Source organism: Kineothrix sp. IPX-CK, assembly GCF_039134705.1.
GTDB lineage: Bacteria > Bacillota > Clostridia > Lachnospirales > Lachnospiraceae > Kineothrix > Kineothrix sedimenti.
This window is the reverse complement of the sequence record NZ_CP146256.1, coordinates 2,293,072-2,307,398: the sequence shown is the minus strand read 5'-3', so window position 1 is coordinate 2,307,398 and position 14,327 is coordinate 2,293,072. Positions and strand designations below refer to the sequence as shown.

Genomic DNA, 14,327 nt, shown 5'->3' with positions numbered 1-14,327 from the left:
CATATTATGCTCATTTAATGCATTTGAAATAGGCGATTGATTGCTCATTGAACAATTCTACTTTAGAATATAGGCCATGTAATACATTTTCTAATTCTTCAAAGGTTTGAAAAGGAGGTGTAAACCATCCCTTTTTTGAAAGAAATGAGCGTACCACAAAATCACTTATCTTATTTTCTCCTTTTATATAAAAGCAACCACAAAAGATACCGCCGTGTTTAAGAACTCTTGTTGTTTCAGAAAAGGCTTTTCCTTTGTCTGGAAATGCATGAAATCCATTCATTGAAAGAAGAATATCAAAGGTGTTGTCCTCAAATTCCAGATTTCCAACATCACCCTGCATACATGTAATATTTGATAATCCCATATCTTCAAAGCGTTTACTGGCCAATGACAGCATATCATCAGAATAATCCAAGCAGGTAATGTCTGCAGAATTTAACATTTTGTATTTTGAGAGTGTAAATACTGCAGTACCAACCGGAACATCTAATATTTTCCCGTTAAAATTATCCGGTATCATTTTTAAAATTCGATTGGCAATCTCAGTATCATCTACGCCGCCCCAAAACATAGAAATGTATAGCTTCGACCACCACTTTTTCTGTGTTAGTGTATCATCATAGATGCTTTTTGATGATTTATAAGCCGTTTTTATATCTCCCATAATGACTCCTTTGTATAGATAGTTTTGTATATTTTATAAATGATTTGATTTTATTATATTGCCTTTGTAAAAAACATTTCCATAGGTTGCTTAAACTTGGAAACATTAACAATCAATCCTCCGGAATCTTGATACCCTATTTTTCTATAAAAATGCTGTGCCTCTTCATCTACCTGAGTCGATGTCATAATCATTTCATAGCCTGCTGACTTCATGTTTTCTTCCCAAAATTTAATAAGTTTTCTGCCATATCCCTTGTGCTGATATTCTTGCTTGACATAAATCATTGTCAAAAAAGGGGTATTATCCCAAAACAGATTGTATCTTAATAGAGCAATAGGAACATTATTCTCTAGGAGTACATATCCCATTTTGTCTCTGATTTTCTTTTCAAACTCACATTGCGATAAGTGTTTATCTAATTTAAACCAGAATTCATTATCTTCTTCTTGTACATATCTAATACTTAGCATATTATTATCTCCATCAATTCCCATGTTTCTATTTTATCCACATTTTCATAACCTTCGTAAATATAGCGGACATGCCCTTCGGAACGTAGTGAAAAGCATATTGTTGCTGCAATGTTCAATCAAATTACCTTGCCTGTCATATAAAAAGTCCTTCTGCTCCGTCTATACAACATTCCCAAACAAAGAAATGCGGCAGATAGTCCTATGTATACCGCGCACATTGGGATATTTGAGCTTAGAGCATTTATCACAGCGCTTGTTGCCCATAATATGGCACAAACAAAATATAATACAGCAGCTAATTTACTCCTTCTCATATTCAAACCTCGCCTAATATAAATAATTCGCCCTTTAAACTGTCAGATAAATTGGAATTTTAGCGTTCTGCAATTTCTTTGGACAATTTACTTATTTTCAGCTCATTATTTATAATTAATTTAATTAGTGTTTTGGAGTTCCTGTAGGAAAGTCTAACAACAAAATAATTTACCTGTTCTACAATAGCAAACAACAAAATAAATAATCCTTTTTTCATCCCTCGCTACCCCCATACAAATTCCCGTTATTATGGAACTTCACGTTATATAAAAATAGGAATATCCCAATACCCGGTTAAATCGGTTACCTTCGTAAAATAATTCCAATAATTACCCGTCCCATGATGAAACAGCTCTGCCAAGTATGTTTGGACAGGGATGAGCAGTAACATCCCAAACAACAGCGGGACGAGCAATTTTAAGACACGCTCTTTCAAATAGGCGCCGCCCGATCGCTTCTGCAGTGCATAGGCTGAGCTCATACCCGCGACGGTGAACAAGACCGGCATCATCCAAGGCCATAGCTCATAAAGTATTCTGCTTAATCCATCTATTTCATTCTCATGAATATAAAAGCTCTCAAAATTATTATAAATCATAAATATATGATAGGGGAAAAGCAACAATACGACCATCCAACGTAGATTGTCAATATATATTTTTCTCATTTTATCCACCACCCTGCTTTAAATATTATATAAATAATTAGATATTCATACTAAGTATAGATCCTTACTCAAATAAATCATATCCACTAATTGAATACCGTTATCAAACATTGGGTGGTCATAATTGTCTATAAAAAAATCCTTAATCCTATGCGAAACCATAAAACCGTTTTTTTCGTAAAACCGTAATATCCATGGGCTGTCACCTGTTCCCACAATCATAGTCATGTACTTGCCTTTGTAATGTAAAAAAATGTAATGCAAAAGTTTGCTGCCATACCCGTTACCATGCCATTTTTCATAAGTGGCTATGTTTTTTAGCTCACATACATCATCACTTTCCCGTGTAACTATGCACACGCTTTTCAAGTCACCATCATATAAGGCAAAAAGATCCCCTCGCTCTAAATATTTATCTATCATGGATTCTTGTTCATCAGCTAACAAGAGTAAATCCAGAAACTGTTTTTTATTTTCGCAAATACTTTTAATCTCCAAAATGCACCATCCAATCTTTTGCCATTAGCAATCGCATCATTCATAGAAATGAAGGTTCCGGCATTTGCTTATTTAATATGTTTTATCGGATGTCTAAGAATTGTCTTGCGTTTTTCCGGAGCACACTTGCGGGCATCGCTTAAATATATTTCATGGTGAAATCTCTCATCATTGATATCAATTTCATACCCTTGTTCCTCCGCATATTTCTCCATCAATTTCACGGTAGCCGGCTCATCATCATACGAACCGATATGCATACATTGCACACACATTCCTTCTTCATAAGTAAAAAATTCTACTTTTGAAAAATCGATTTTTTTCTTTTGTGTTGCTTCCTGCACTGCCCAGTCGAAATCATCCTTCGTAACAAAATCCGGCAATCTGATCAGAGAAATCCACTGAAAAGTTTCTTTATGTTCATAATCAACACCTATAACGTTCTCCTGCCACCAAAAGCCCTCCAGCGGCGGCACGACATAATCAAAAAAGCCTTTAATTTCATGCGTTCCCTTATAGCTCATTTTAATGGTAAATGCAATTCCATAGAGCAAATTTAGTGCTTTTTTATATTCTCCATCTTCCTCGTTCGGATTTCCCTTTCCTCTAACTGCGACAAAATTCATCCTTGGTATCTGTACGATGGCCGGTTTTTTCGCTGGTGCATAATATTCTTTATATTCCTTTTTATAATCAAATGCCATTGCAATCACTCTCCGTTCTAAGAATTTCAAATCCCTTTTTCATTATCTGCTGAATATCTGTAAACAACATTGGAAATTCATTTGTTCGATCCCCCTGATCGGTAAGATACTCAACAATGATATCCTTAATCCTTGAAATGATAATTGCGCCTTCACTAAAAGTGCCGGAAGCCTTCATCATTTTTAAATCCTTATATTCCTCGCCTAACGCCTCCAGTACAACAGAAATCTTGTCAAATCCACCACCAAATTCTACGTCATCCTCTTCGTTGATTCCCTGTAATGCATTTGGTACCGTTGGAACCGTACCAAAAAACTGTACCATATTAAACAGTAAATTATTGTAATCCTCTTTTGAAAGTTCTGTTTTCCAGTTTGGCAGATCCTTTATAAGTTTGTCAAGGCCGCGATAACCGATAAATCCCACAGGAGGATTTAAAAATAAATCACACTTTTTTGAAAGTGCTTCTTTTGCGATTTCATATTTGTCCCTCATACTGCGCATTCTGATTGTACATACTGTATTCGGTTTTGAAAGTCCTGGATAGGAACAGTCCCATGCCAGCCGAAGTTCATCATAGGCTAGCACTTGTGTCTCTTTCTTACCGCAATCATTAATATAGACGCATTGTGCCTCATCATCATATCCAATCATCATGACATAATGAAACGGTATGCTTTTTCCATGATAAAGTTTTGGGTAATATTGTAAGTAATACATATCAAGTGCACCGAGTATACAAGGAAATCCATCATTAATTTCCGCTTTTGCTCTAGTTAATGCTTTCTTAAATGTCTTGAATTCGTGATGTTTGAAGTCAAAGCCGACAATTGGTGCAAGAAATGCATACATTTGTTTTGTACGTCCATCGCCAAGTGCAACCATACGCTTTAACTCTGAATGGTTTGTCTTCATATAGCAAAACGAACCAAATGATGCCAGAGAAAAGAAAAACTTCGGCGGTAAATTTTCATGGGTGTCACGAATATATAAGTCTTCAATTCCATTCCACATACACACATAATCATCAACACGATGCGAAATATTCAGCATTTGTTTCATAAAGTATTCATCCTTTCAAATTCTCTTTACTAAAGAAAGGATAAACCCTTGTATCGTACGAGAGTCAACTACTTTTTTCACAAACCGGAAAACAAAGCTCTGTTACGAACTGATCCTCTGACTGACTTTCCCTTGGAGAATTATAATAGATGGAAAATGCTTTATCACATATTTCATAATGGTTTGTTTCCAGCCATCTCGCAACAAATGTATTGATTCTTCCAATCTGTGAATAGCTTCCTTTGAATATAATGGATGCAACCTGACGTTCAGGCAATTTCCTGAATTTTAAATTTCCACAAGCTTTTTGTTCTTTGTTCGTAGATAGTAATACCTCTACATCTATTTCATTTTTCTGACTGCTAATCATATGCTGTATTGCCATAGCAACAGAATTTGTGTTCACTGCTATATGATATATCTCACACTCTTTCGTGAGTTCTCCCCATAAGCGTCCCTCCTCACTGAATTCTAAAATGGTATCACGATAGCTTACCATATGCATTTCAGGCATTGTCTTCAACACGATGGAAAGTGCATATTCCTCAGCATTTTGTTGTAACAGAATCGTCTTCTCCAAGGTATCGATCTGGTGTTTTAGTATTTTTGCTTCCAGTATTTTACTTTGCAGCTTTTCATTCAAAAGTGCTTCTAATTCCTCCTGCGTCATAGCAAGCGCATTCTTTATTTCTTCTAAACCAAATCCCAGATTCTTCATTGACACGATTTGATTCGCCTGCACCAATTGTTCAATATTATAATAACGGTAGCCGTTGTTTACATCTACATACTGTGGACAGAGCATACCAATCTTATCATAATGACGCAGCATATAAATGCTGATAGAAGATAACGATGCAAATTCTCCAATTTTTAGCATAAGTGAGGATCCCTTTCTAATTAAAGTTCTTATACTTCTATCTTCCTTCGCTTCATAAACATAAACTGTAAAAATCTATAATCTCAAAAAAAGCATCTAAAAGAGAAGAACTCTTCTGAAATCTAACTTATAAAAGAACTAATGTAATTCAAATTATGATTATAATCCTCCTAACAAATTAACATTTCCCTTCATAATATTGGTTAAATTTTTTTGGACGATATCATCATCCCAATTCCACCATTGCAGTTTGATTAATTTTGCTATTACTTCTTCGGAAAAGCGTTTTCTAATTTGTTTTGCTGGTGTTCCGCCTACAATTGTATATGGTGGAACATCCTTTGTTACAACCGATCTTGTTCCTATTATTGCCCCATCCCCTATATGAATTCCTTGCATGATTACTGCTTCATAACCAATCCAAACATCATTTCCTATTAAGATATCACCATTATTGTTCCATGCATCTATTATATTACTACTATTTAATCCCCAATCCTCATAAAATATTGGAAATGGATAAGTTGAAAGTGAGGTCATATTATGGTTTCCAGCTGTAAACATAAATTTAGCACCACATGCTATAGAACAATACTTCCCTATAATTAACTTATCATTATTAACTGGATAATGGTATATAATATTATTTTTTTCAAATTGTGTTGGATCATTTACAAAATCATTATACATAGTATAATCCCCAACAATTATATTGGGTTTTGTAATAGTAGATTTTAAATACACTGTTTCTTTATCGCCCGTTCTTGGATAGACTTTCTTACTATTCATAACTTCCTCCTATATATTTAAAAAATCGTTTAGCATTATTATAAAATAAATCCTCAATCTCTGTTCCGCTAAACGTATTTATTAACTTTTCTTCAAAATCATCATACCTTCTATAACTATCTTCACCAAATACAACAGCATCAGAGCCAAAAAGAATTTTCTTACTTCCACAACACCTAATCGCTTTAATTACATCATCAATTTTTACCATAGTAGTATCTCCATATAAGTTTGAGCATTCTTTTATGTATTGCATTGCACACTGATGGTTTGTCCCCATTTCCATATGTATTGCAATAAAATTGATATCGGAATATTGTTTTGCAACATTATAGACATATTCAATATTTGAAAATCCATCATTCTGTGTATGGATGCAAAATGGTAGTGCTAGTTTCTTACATAATTCTAAATATGTATGGTAATTTTCAAGTGAAAATTTTAAATTCGAACATCGTGGATGAACTTTTAAGCCAACAAACCATTCTCTATTCACTTCCAAGTAGTTTTCTAATTGTCTATCTGCCACTTCCGAATGAGGTCTTATCCAAAATAGTGCTTTTAGTCTTCCTTTATATTTTTTTATCTCTTGCAGCATATCATGATTGATTCTTATTTGGCCTTTATCTGAATTCACTAAATTTAGCTCATAATCATATTCATTTCCGCTTATAGTTGATACAATTCCTTGACTTACTCCAAACTTTCTCATACAGGTCATTAAGGTTTCACACGAACAGTTCCATTGCCCAAATTGCCCAATGTGAGTATGCGTATCTATTATTTCCACTTTGCTCACCCCTTTGATTATATAAATTTGATTCAAAACCTAATCGCAAGTTCACTGCTGATATTACCGTCCAAGTGTCCATTAATCAACTCTGGTTTCACAGTTTTCGCCACTTAAAACCCGTTCATTTTCCATAAATAAATTCAATGCTTCCTTAGAAATCGAACTTGAATCAAAGGTGTTCCATTTTTCTAAGTCTCCGACAAATTCTTTGCCGAAAAGTATATTTGACAGGCCATTGATAATCAGGAATGCTGCATATGGATGTGCCAGGGAGTTATCATTTTTTGATTGATTAATATAAGTTTCTAATTTGTTAAAAGTATCAGGATGGTAAATTAGCTCTACAAGTTTTGCTCGATATTCTAATCCTGACCCATCCAGATTTGGATACTTGGCATAATCACTTAGATGCTGAGCCTCATGTTTCAGAAACCAAACCTGAAAATCAGCAGAATGTGTGTCTATTTTCTTATTGTCAGCATTCACATAATAAATCCCTTCTTCTTTCGCCCAGCCACCTGTGTGATGCTTTCCAAAAGTTGCAAAATGCAACCAACTCAACATTATAAACTCGGAAATAAAAAACACCGTTACCTTTTGGATACCACATGGTAATTCCACTAAAAAGTCTTCTTTATTTGTTGTTTTCCAGATATAAGGGCCTCTATAAGGTGACGTTTTGCCGCCTAAAAAGCAATAACCTTTTTCTCCAAAGATACTCTCCAATCTTGCTTCAATTTCATCTAAATCTTTGTACTCATTCATCATAAGAGTCTTTGCCAAACCGACAATCAGCTGTTTTTCGCACTCTTGTACATCATGATTCGTTAATACAGATATATAGTATTTATAATAACACTTCAAGACTTCTTCAATCCAAGGGTCTTCTGAGTCTATTTTGAGAACTTCATCTTGAGTTATAAATCTATGTAAATACTTTTGTTTCAATTCAAGAATATCTTCATTATTGTTTTCAAAAGACTCCAAATAATTAATGGCTTCAAGAACATTTCCCTGAAAGCACTTTGAATAGAATTTTTTGATATCCATATTTTTCCTCCCATATTGTTATGTTTATAATACAGCACACAATTGAGATAGTAAATCTAATTACTACACCATAAAAGCTAACGCTATAAGTATATAAGAGTACTTAAAATTACGATCCAACAGTAAATATATCACACCATAAATCAATGAAAATGTCATAACTACTATCCCAACATGAAGACTTCCTTGTGACAGAATATGTATTGCACCCCATGTAATGCATAAAATAATACCTCCCCACGGAATTAATCTTATCTTACCCGTCAAAACTTCACCAAATTTTTGACCAAACGCAAGAATTAGAACCACCAATACTACCTCAAATAAATAATAAACATACTGAAACAAAAATAGCAATAATCCTTTACTCTGAAATTCCGCAACCACTTTTAGGACTCCCCAATCAAATGCATTGATCACAATACAAGCAATAGTCAATAGTATACTTATAATGATACCATTTCTAGTAGGTTTTTCTGCCAATATAACGTCAAAATCCAACTTTTTCTTTGAACATTTAATAAGGGAAAACGATATAACGCCCCAACATATTATTGTAAGAATCCAATGAATTATCCGTTGTAAGGATGTATAATCACTGCTACTCACCCCGCCAAATAATATTGGTTCTAACAAGACTATCAGTAATAATTCTATTCCTAAACCGGCAAATGCATATAAAGCATACCATAAGTAATCCCAAATAACTTTTTTCTCTTTCAATATTTTTTTCCTCCAATAGTTTTATATAGGCACATTAAATCCAGACTTTCCTCTATTTCAATATCTCATTAACTTCTTTTACACTGATTTGGATTTATATTATAAAAATGGACAGCTCATGTCCACATGTAAAACCGAAAATCTGTTTTGTTGTGGGGATTCCAAAGGAACTTGACCCTTGGCACACGAATTTGCGGCAGGGAAAGTCGCAAAGGACAGTCCGATTTCAGCAGCGACAGGGCGTATATGAATGCTCAAAAAATCTCTGTTTAGCGATGCTTTAAGATTAATTATACATGATTTTCCTTGCCTTCACAATCTTTTCAATCTCTTTTGCCGTCTCATCATCCACATAATACCTGCCACACATATACTAACTGCCCATAGAGAGACGTCAGCCGCCACTTCATAGTATGTTGATTTCCATAAGAGGGGAAAGACAATTCATTTTACAAAAATACTGATAAAACTCAAGTGCTGCTTCCTTCTGTTCTGTATTTCCAACCAACTGTGTTATTTCGGACAGTATGCGATTCATTACAGTGCCGGAACAATACTTAAATGCCGTATTTCCCCATCTTGGCAGGGTGTCCTGATCTAAATATTCCCAAAACAATAGTGGAGCCTCAGACGGAACCATCATTCGATACCTAGGGTGTCCTTCAATGAGTCCGTTATATACATCCTCACCAAAGAAATCTTCTCCGACCATGAATGCACCTATAATTCGCCGTTCTTGTTCTGTCTGCCCACGCCTGCGTTCAGTCATCAGGCATACTGAATTGGGCTTCAGTCTCTCTACAATTCTTGGCTGTCCTTTGGACGCCCCGCTTAAATATTGTCCCGTCGAAACTATATATGTCTTACAGACATGTTCCACTTGTTCCGGTATAATGTTAAAAACAGCGTGTGAATTGGCCGCTATGGAAAAATTGAGTAATTTTTGCTTTCTCTCCCGTTCTGTTTGCTTTGCCTGACGCAATCGATTTATTTCAGCTTCTTTTTTATCGATTTGTGCTATCATATGCCGCTGCATATTCTTATCCTTCAAAACCAAATACTCTCTGAATGCATCCGGATATACAAACTTTTTCTCTCCTTCCTAGTGTGAAAAGAACTTCTAATCCTGACCTGAAAACCAGATATGGAAGTCCTTTTTAAAAATGTGATGAATAAAAGATTATTGCTCTGTTTTCTCATCAACACGTTTTTTATCACTGTTGCGCAGGACAATATTACCTGCATCGGCTTGTAGTTCGATTTTATCGCTTTGAAATTCCGGGATATTTCCAATTGTAAGTATTGTCCCAATCGGCATATTCTCAAGATTGACCGTAACGGTATCGAGTAGATATTCCGGTTCAGCTGCATGAGGAATCTGCATCTGCTCCAAAACTCCGGACACTTTTTCCTTCTACCTGGATATTCACCTTGCTTCCTATGTGCTTGGTTCGCAGGAGTTGTCTGGCCGTACTCTAATCAATCTGGACGGAGAGCGATTCCTTCAATCCTACACCACAAATAATGCGTCGCGCTTTTGTGTCAAAATATTATTCATCTTAACTCATCCTATTGTTGAAAAATTGATGTCTTATAAAAAAGAAGGGCTTTTCATAGTACGCAAATCAGCGCAATATCAAAAGCCCTTCTCAAAGACGGTTCTTTTATATTTAACTTTCTTAAGCATAACATAGCATTGAGAAAAAAGCAAATCTGTAAGGCATGTATATATAAGACCATATATAAAATTTAAAATTCTACACCCTATAGATCAAACGAAATCTCTATATTTTGATTTTTGTTATTTTCAACATTTATTATTCCTATAATGCAACTATCATGGATTACACTTTTTACAAGGAACATATCCTTGTCCAATAATCTCATCCCGACTCAGAGTTGAATCGCTCCTATTTGTAGTTGGTAAATAACTGCAGCTCGGCAAATGAAATTTCATTGTTTTTACGTTTAACACATAGGTAAGTGAATTGGTATCCTGCTGCACTTCCTGCTTTGGTTCTTCAACAGCCGGTGTGGATTCCTGCTGTTTCGTTTCAGCCTTTGGTACTGCGGCTGCACTGGATTTATTACTATTTGATTTTATATTACTCGCTTTCGTAGGCTCTCCCGCTTTCCATGTTTCGGAAGGGGCTGCATTCCAGGTAATCTTTTTCCCATCGGAAGTAGCGATTAATGATCCTTGTTCATCCGTACGGAATACTTTTACGTTTAAAGCTCTTAAGGTATTCAGCGTTGCTGCATCGGGATTCCCATATTCATTATTTTCTCCGCAGCTTATCACTGCATATTCCGGATCAATGGCTTCTACAAAATCTTGTGTGGAAGATGTTTTACTGCCATGATGCCCTGCTTTATAGACATCGGCGGATATATCGATTCCATTATCGAGAATATCCCCCTCGGCCTCTTCCTCTGCATCACCGGTAAATAGAAACTTTTTATCTCCATGGGAAAGCAAGATACCAACAGAATAATTATTGGCTGCATCCCCATAATCTTCTTTATTCGGAGCAATTATCGTAAATTCTGAATCACCCAGCTCATAGGTGTCACCGACAACCGGATCAGTCACTTTATACCGCTTATTATCCATTGCCTTTATTACATCACGATAGGTGGCTGTATCTTTTGCATAATTGGGCATAATGACCTTACCAATGTCATATTTGGTTATGATAACATCTGCCCCGCCGCAATGGTCTGAATCAGGATGTGTGACAATCAAATAATCGAGACTTTTTACTCCCTGCTTCTTAATATAATTCTGTACCAGAGTCCCTTTATCATCTCCCCCGGCATCTATGAGCATGGACGAATCACCACACTTAATTAATGTGGCATCCCCTTGCCCAACATCAATATAATGGACTTCCAGTTTATCAATTTGAGTTACTTTATTATTTGTTTGGGTTTTTGCTTCAGATGTACTGCCATACAAAGATATTGATATTAAAAGTGCCGACAATAGCACTAGAAATTTTTTCATTATGAAATTCCCCCCTTTTATATTTGGTAATATAATATCATATTTTGATAAAATATACTATTACCATTATTTATCGTTGGCATGCTTTTTGGATTGTTACATTAAACAGTAGAGGCACAAACAGAGAATAGCCGCCCTGCTCTGACATAGTTAGGCGGCTGTCCCTGATAGTTATCATATAATTTGTAAATATCCATCATCAAGATTTACTTGATCGAAAAATACTGCAAGTGATTATCGAGTCTTTCCGCATAATTACTCAACTTTACAGCCATAGATTCTACTTCATCAATATTTTTGCTTAATTCAATAACTGCTTTTTGTGTATGCAGCGTAGATTCAACACTTTCTTCCGACACATTTCTCAGGCCTTCAATATTTTCTATGATTTTATCTTTTTCGACATTGCATACTTGCGTGCGTTCCCGTATTTCAGATATTTCTTGCAACGAATCTTCAATTCCTTCATTTACTTTTTCAAAGTGCTTTTGTGTTTCTAAAAGCTTTGTTTTTTGTTTTTCCACATCAGTTAATACTTCATCCATAATCACGAGCATTTTCCCCGATTCTGTCGAAAGATCTCCAACAATTTCATCAATCTGCTTTGTTGATTCGCTGGATTGGCTTGCCAACTTACTAATTTCTTCCGCAACTACCGAAAATCCTGCACCGTGTTCTCCTGCTCTCGCTGCCTCTATACTGGCATTTAACGCCAATAATCCCGTCTGTTTTGAAATGCCTGCGATCATTTGAAGTACAGAATTAATCTGAGCAGCAGCTTCATATGTTAGATCAACCTGTTGACTGATTCGTTCAATCGCATAATTCGTTCTCTTATTTGATTCATCAAGATCATTCATATTTTTCACAGATTGCCTTCCATCTTCTTTCATTCCTCCCGAGGTTTCTTCCAAGTGTTGTATACTTCTCAGAATATTGTCGATCATGCTGCCTATTTCATCAATATGTACGGATGCCTTATTCATGTTATCACTTTGCTTTTTGGTATCACCGGTAATTCTTTTCATAGCAGAGCCTATCTGTTCTGTAGCTATATTCGTTTCCTCTACTGTCTTTCCCAATACTGCTTCTGAACTAATCAGCTTTTCCGAAATCAGTTGAATATCCGTCATGGAATTATTTAGTTTTTGGCTCAGCGCCATCATCGATTCAAACATAACGCCAATTTCATCTTCTCGTTTGCTTATCTTCTTGTCCACCTCAATATTAAGATCTCCGTCAGACAACTGCAGCATATACTCTTCAATTTTCCGCAAAGGTCCTACAATATTTCTCGTAACCAATGCCAGCTGAATAACACCTACAAACAATATAAAAGCAATTATATTAGCAATCAGCATTTCATTAAACCCATTCATCGCTAATACGGAAACAGATGTTGACATCGCAAGCAATGGACACAATGCAGTTGCAATGATCTGATTTCTAATACTTTTTTTGACCCTCCTGGGCCGCTTCTTATTTTTAACTCTTTCTGCCATAAAACCACCTCTCCAGATATTAATAAATAATTATTGTTCTTACTTAACTTAAATTTTCAAAACTTATGTGCCTTATTTCCCAATCCAACATAGAATAAATCGCTTTGGCCATAAAGCAGAAAACTGCCAATATCAAACCTAACCAAATGATATTTCTTTTTTTCATTTTCTCCTCCTTCCATCTACTGCGTTCTCTCTATATAATCTCTGACAGGCGCAGTAAGCAATATTCTATATAATTGTTTGAGTGTATTATATTTATTTATTATTTAAAAATTATTTATGAATTGTTTAAGAAATATTAATTGTCCTTTCCTCTAGAAATTGTGCATAGAACAAAAATATTGGAATTCGGAGCAGGAGTCTTTTTGTTTTGAGCATATTGACTTGAGACGTTTGCAAAAGGACCTTTTGACACCCTAATACTATAAGATAAAAAACGTCCGGATTTCTCCGAACGTTTTATTCTATATTTTTCATTTAACACTGCATATTTATTATTATCTTTTGTTTCTTATGATATTAACTGTTGTGACTACCATAATTACCATAACTGCCGCAGCTATAATCTTACTCAACATACTTTCACCTCTCCTTTGTTATTCCGCCTTTTACCGCATATACCGCTGTTCTTATTCCAATCCTTTTATGAAGGGTATTAAGCAAAGCAGCGCTGCAATTCCAACAATACCTATTGCAATTCCCAATATCAGATTACTCCATACCATAACGAGGCACATCCCAATTCCCAACAATAACGCTCCGATAATACCTATAAGCAGTCCGCCTATTATCTTTCCTGACAGCCTTATCGGTTCTTTATTTTCCATCCGTCTCCATATCAATATTGTAATTAATAGTACAATGACACCTATAATTCCTACAATAAGCCCTTGCTTAAAAGCATTCCATTCCAATATCAGGCACATGCACATTCCAAGTGCAAACAAAATACCTCCTATTGTTCCTAAAATCATTGCTACAAAATTACTTTTTTTCATTTGACATTCCTCTCTCCCTCTTCTAATGGGTTATTATTTATTTGATAAGGAAAGAATACTGTCTAAATATTTAAGCTGTATTTAAGTATTGTTTCTAAAATATTAATTGTTTTTTGAATGAGTTACCAAGTCTGTACAAAAAAACAGGGTTCCCCAAGCCGGACTATGGCTTGAGAAACCCTGTAAATCAAC

18 protein-coding genes are annotated in these 14,327 nt (G+C 35.3%); all 18 read right to left on the bottom strand.

Translation table 11 applies throughout. The features are described 5' to 3' along the window. Nucleotides 1-10 precede the first annotated feature (10 nt). A complete protein-coding gene (locus tag V6984_RS11175; protein ID WP_342759861.1) occupies nucleotides 11-667 on the bottom strand; it encodes a class I SAM-dependent methyltransferase in 657 nt (218 codons plus the stop codon). Between the two features lie 53 nt (nucleotides 668-720). After that, nucleotides 721-1,164 carry a GNAT family N-acetyltransferase gene (locus tag V6984_RS11170; protein ID WP_342759860.1) on the bottom strand — a complete coding sequence of 148 codons (444 nt, stop codon included), beginning with the start codon at nucleotides 1,162-1,164 and terminating at the stop codon, nucleotides 721-723. A 352-nt stretch (nucleotides 1,165-1,516) separates the two neighbouring features. Beyond that, the gene (locus V6984_RS11165) at nucleotides 1,517-1,675 is read right to left on the bottom strand and encodes a hypothetical protein (protein WP_342759859.1); all 159 of its coding nucleotides are present in this window, start codon (nucleotides 1,673-1,675) and stop codon (nucleotides 1,517-1,519) included. Nucleotides 1,676-1,720: 45 nt separating this feature from the next. Further along, nucleotides 1,721-2,125: an acyltransferase family protein gene (locus V6984_RS11160; protein ID WP_342759858.1), complete on the bottom strand. Its 405-nt coding sequence runs from the start codon at nucleotides 2,123-2,125 to the stop codon at nucleotides 1,721-1,723. A 45-nt stretch (nucleotides 2,126-2,170) separates the two neighbouring features. Beyond that, nucleotides 2,171-2,623, bottom strand: coding sequence for a GNAT family N-acetyltransferase (locus V6984_RS11155; RefSeq protein WP_342759857.1), 453 nt, complete (start codon nucleotides 2,621-2,623; stop codon nucleotides 2,171-2,173). A gap of 68 nt (nucleotides 2,624-2,691) precedes the next feature. Continuing rightward, entirely contained in the window at nucleotides 2,692-3,327 is a 636-nt protein-coding gene (locus V6984_RS11150) for a GyrI-like domain-containing protein (protein WP_342759856.1), read from the bottom strand. Further along, entirely contained in the window at nucleotides 3,317-4,390 is a 1,074-nt protein-coding gene (locus tag V6984_RS11145; RefSeq protein WP_342759855.1) for a BtrH N-terminal domain-containing protein, read from the bottom strand. The genes V6984_RS11150 and V6984_RS11145 overlap by 11 nt, the downstream gene beginning before the upstream one ends. A gap of 64 nt (nucleotides 4,391-4,454) precedes the next feature. After that, nucleotides 4,455-5,270: a MerR family transcriptional regulator gene (locus V6984_RS11140; protein WP_342759854.1), complete on the bottom strand. Its 816-nt coding sequence runs from the start codon at nucleotides 5,268-5,270 to the stop codon at nucleotides 4,455-4,457. 159 nt (nucleotides 5,271-5,429) lie between these two features. Continuing rightward, on the bottom strand, nucleotides 5,430-6,059 hold the full coding sequence (locus V6984_RS11135) for a CatB-related O-acetyltransferase (protein ID WP_342759853.1): 630 nt from the start codon (nucleotides 6,057-6,059) through the stop codon (nucleotides 5,430-5,432). Continuing rightward, a complete protein-coding gene (locus V6984_RS11130; RefSeq protein WP_342759852.1) occupies nucleotides 6,052-6,849 on the bottom strand; it encodes an amidohydrolase family protein in 798 nt (265 codons plus the stop codon). Before V6984_RS11130 ends, V6984_RS11135 begins: the two co-directional genes overlap by 8 nt. An 81-nt stretch (nucleotides 6,850-6,930) precedes the next feature. Next, entirely contained in the window at nucleotides 6,931-7,902 is a 972-nt protein-coding gene (locus tag V6984_RS11125) for a hypothetical protein (protein WP_342759851.1), read from the bottom strand. Nucleotides 7,903-7,965: 63 nt separating this feature from the next. Then, on the bottom strand, nucleotides 7,966-8,625 hold the full coding sequence (locus V6984_RS11120; RefSeq protein ID WP_342759850.1) for a hypothetical protein: 660 nt from the start codon (nucleotides 8,623-8,625) through the stop codon (nucleotides 7,966-7,968). A gap of 406 nt (nucleotides 8,626-9,031) precedes the next feature. Beyond that, a complete protein-coding gene (locus tag V6984_RS11115; RefSeq protein WP_342759849.1) occupies nucleotides 9,032-9,676 on the bottom strand; it encodes a hypothetical protein in 645 nt (214 codons plus the stop codon). A gap of 129 nt (nucleotides 9,677-9,805) precedes the next feature. Then, the gene (locus V6984_RS11110; protein WP_342759848.1) at nucleotides 9,806-10,018 is read right to left on the bottom strand and encodes a hypothetical protein; all 213 of its coding nucleotides are present in this window, start codon (nucleotides 10,016-10,018) and stop codon (nucleotides 9,806-9,808) included. Between the two features lie 444 nt (nucleotides 10,019-10,462). Beyond that, nucleotides 10,463-11,632, bottom strand: coding sequence for a ComEC/Rec2 family competence protein (locus V6984_RS11105; protein ID WP_342759847.1), 1,170 nt, complete (start codon nucleotides 11,630-11,632; stop codon nucleotides 10,463-10,465). Between the two features lie 206 nt (nucleotides 11,633-11,838). Next, a complete protein-coding gene (locus V6984_RS11100) occupies nucleotides 11,839-13,134 on the bottom strand; it encodes a methyl-accepting chemotaxis protein (protein WP_342759846.1) in 1,296 nt (431 codons plus the stop codon). Between the two features lie 43 nt (nucleotides 13,135-13,177). Further along, nucleotides 13,178-13,300, bottom strand: a complete 123-nt coding sequence (locus V6984_RS11095) for a hypothetical protein (protein WP_342759845.1) — start codon at nucleotides 13,298-13,300, stop codon at nucleotides 13,178-13,180. Nucleotides 13,301-13,766: 466 nt separating this feature from the next. Further along, entirely contained in the window at nucleotides 13,767-14,135 is a 369-nt protein-coding gene (locus V6984_RS11090) for a hypothetical protein (protein ID WP_342759844.1), read from the bottom strand. Between the last annotated feature and the right edge of the window lie 192 nt (nucleotides 14,136-14,327).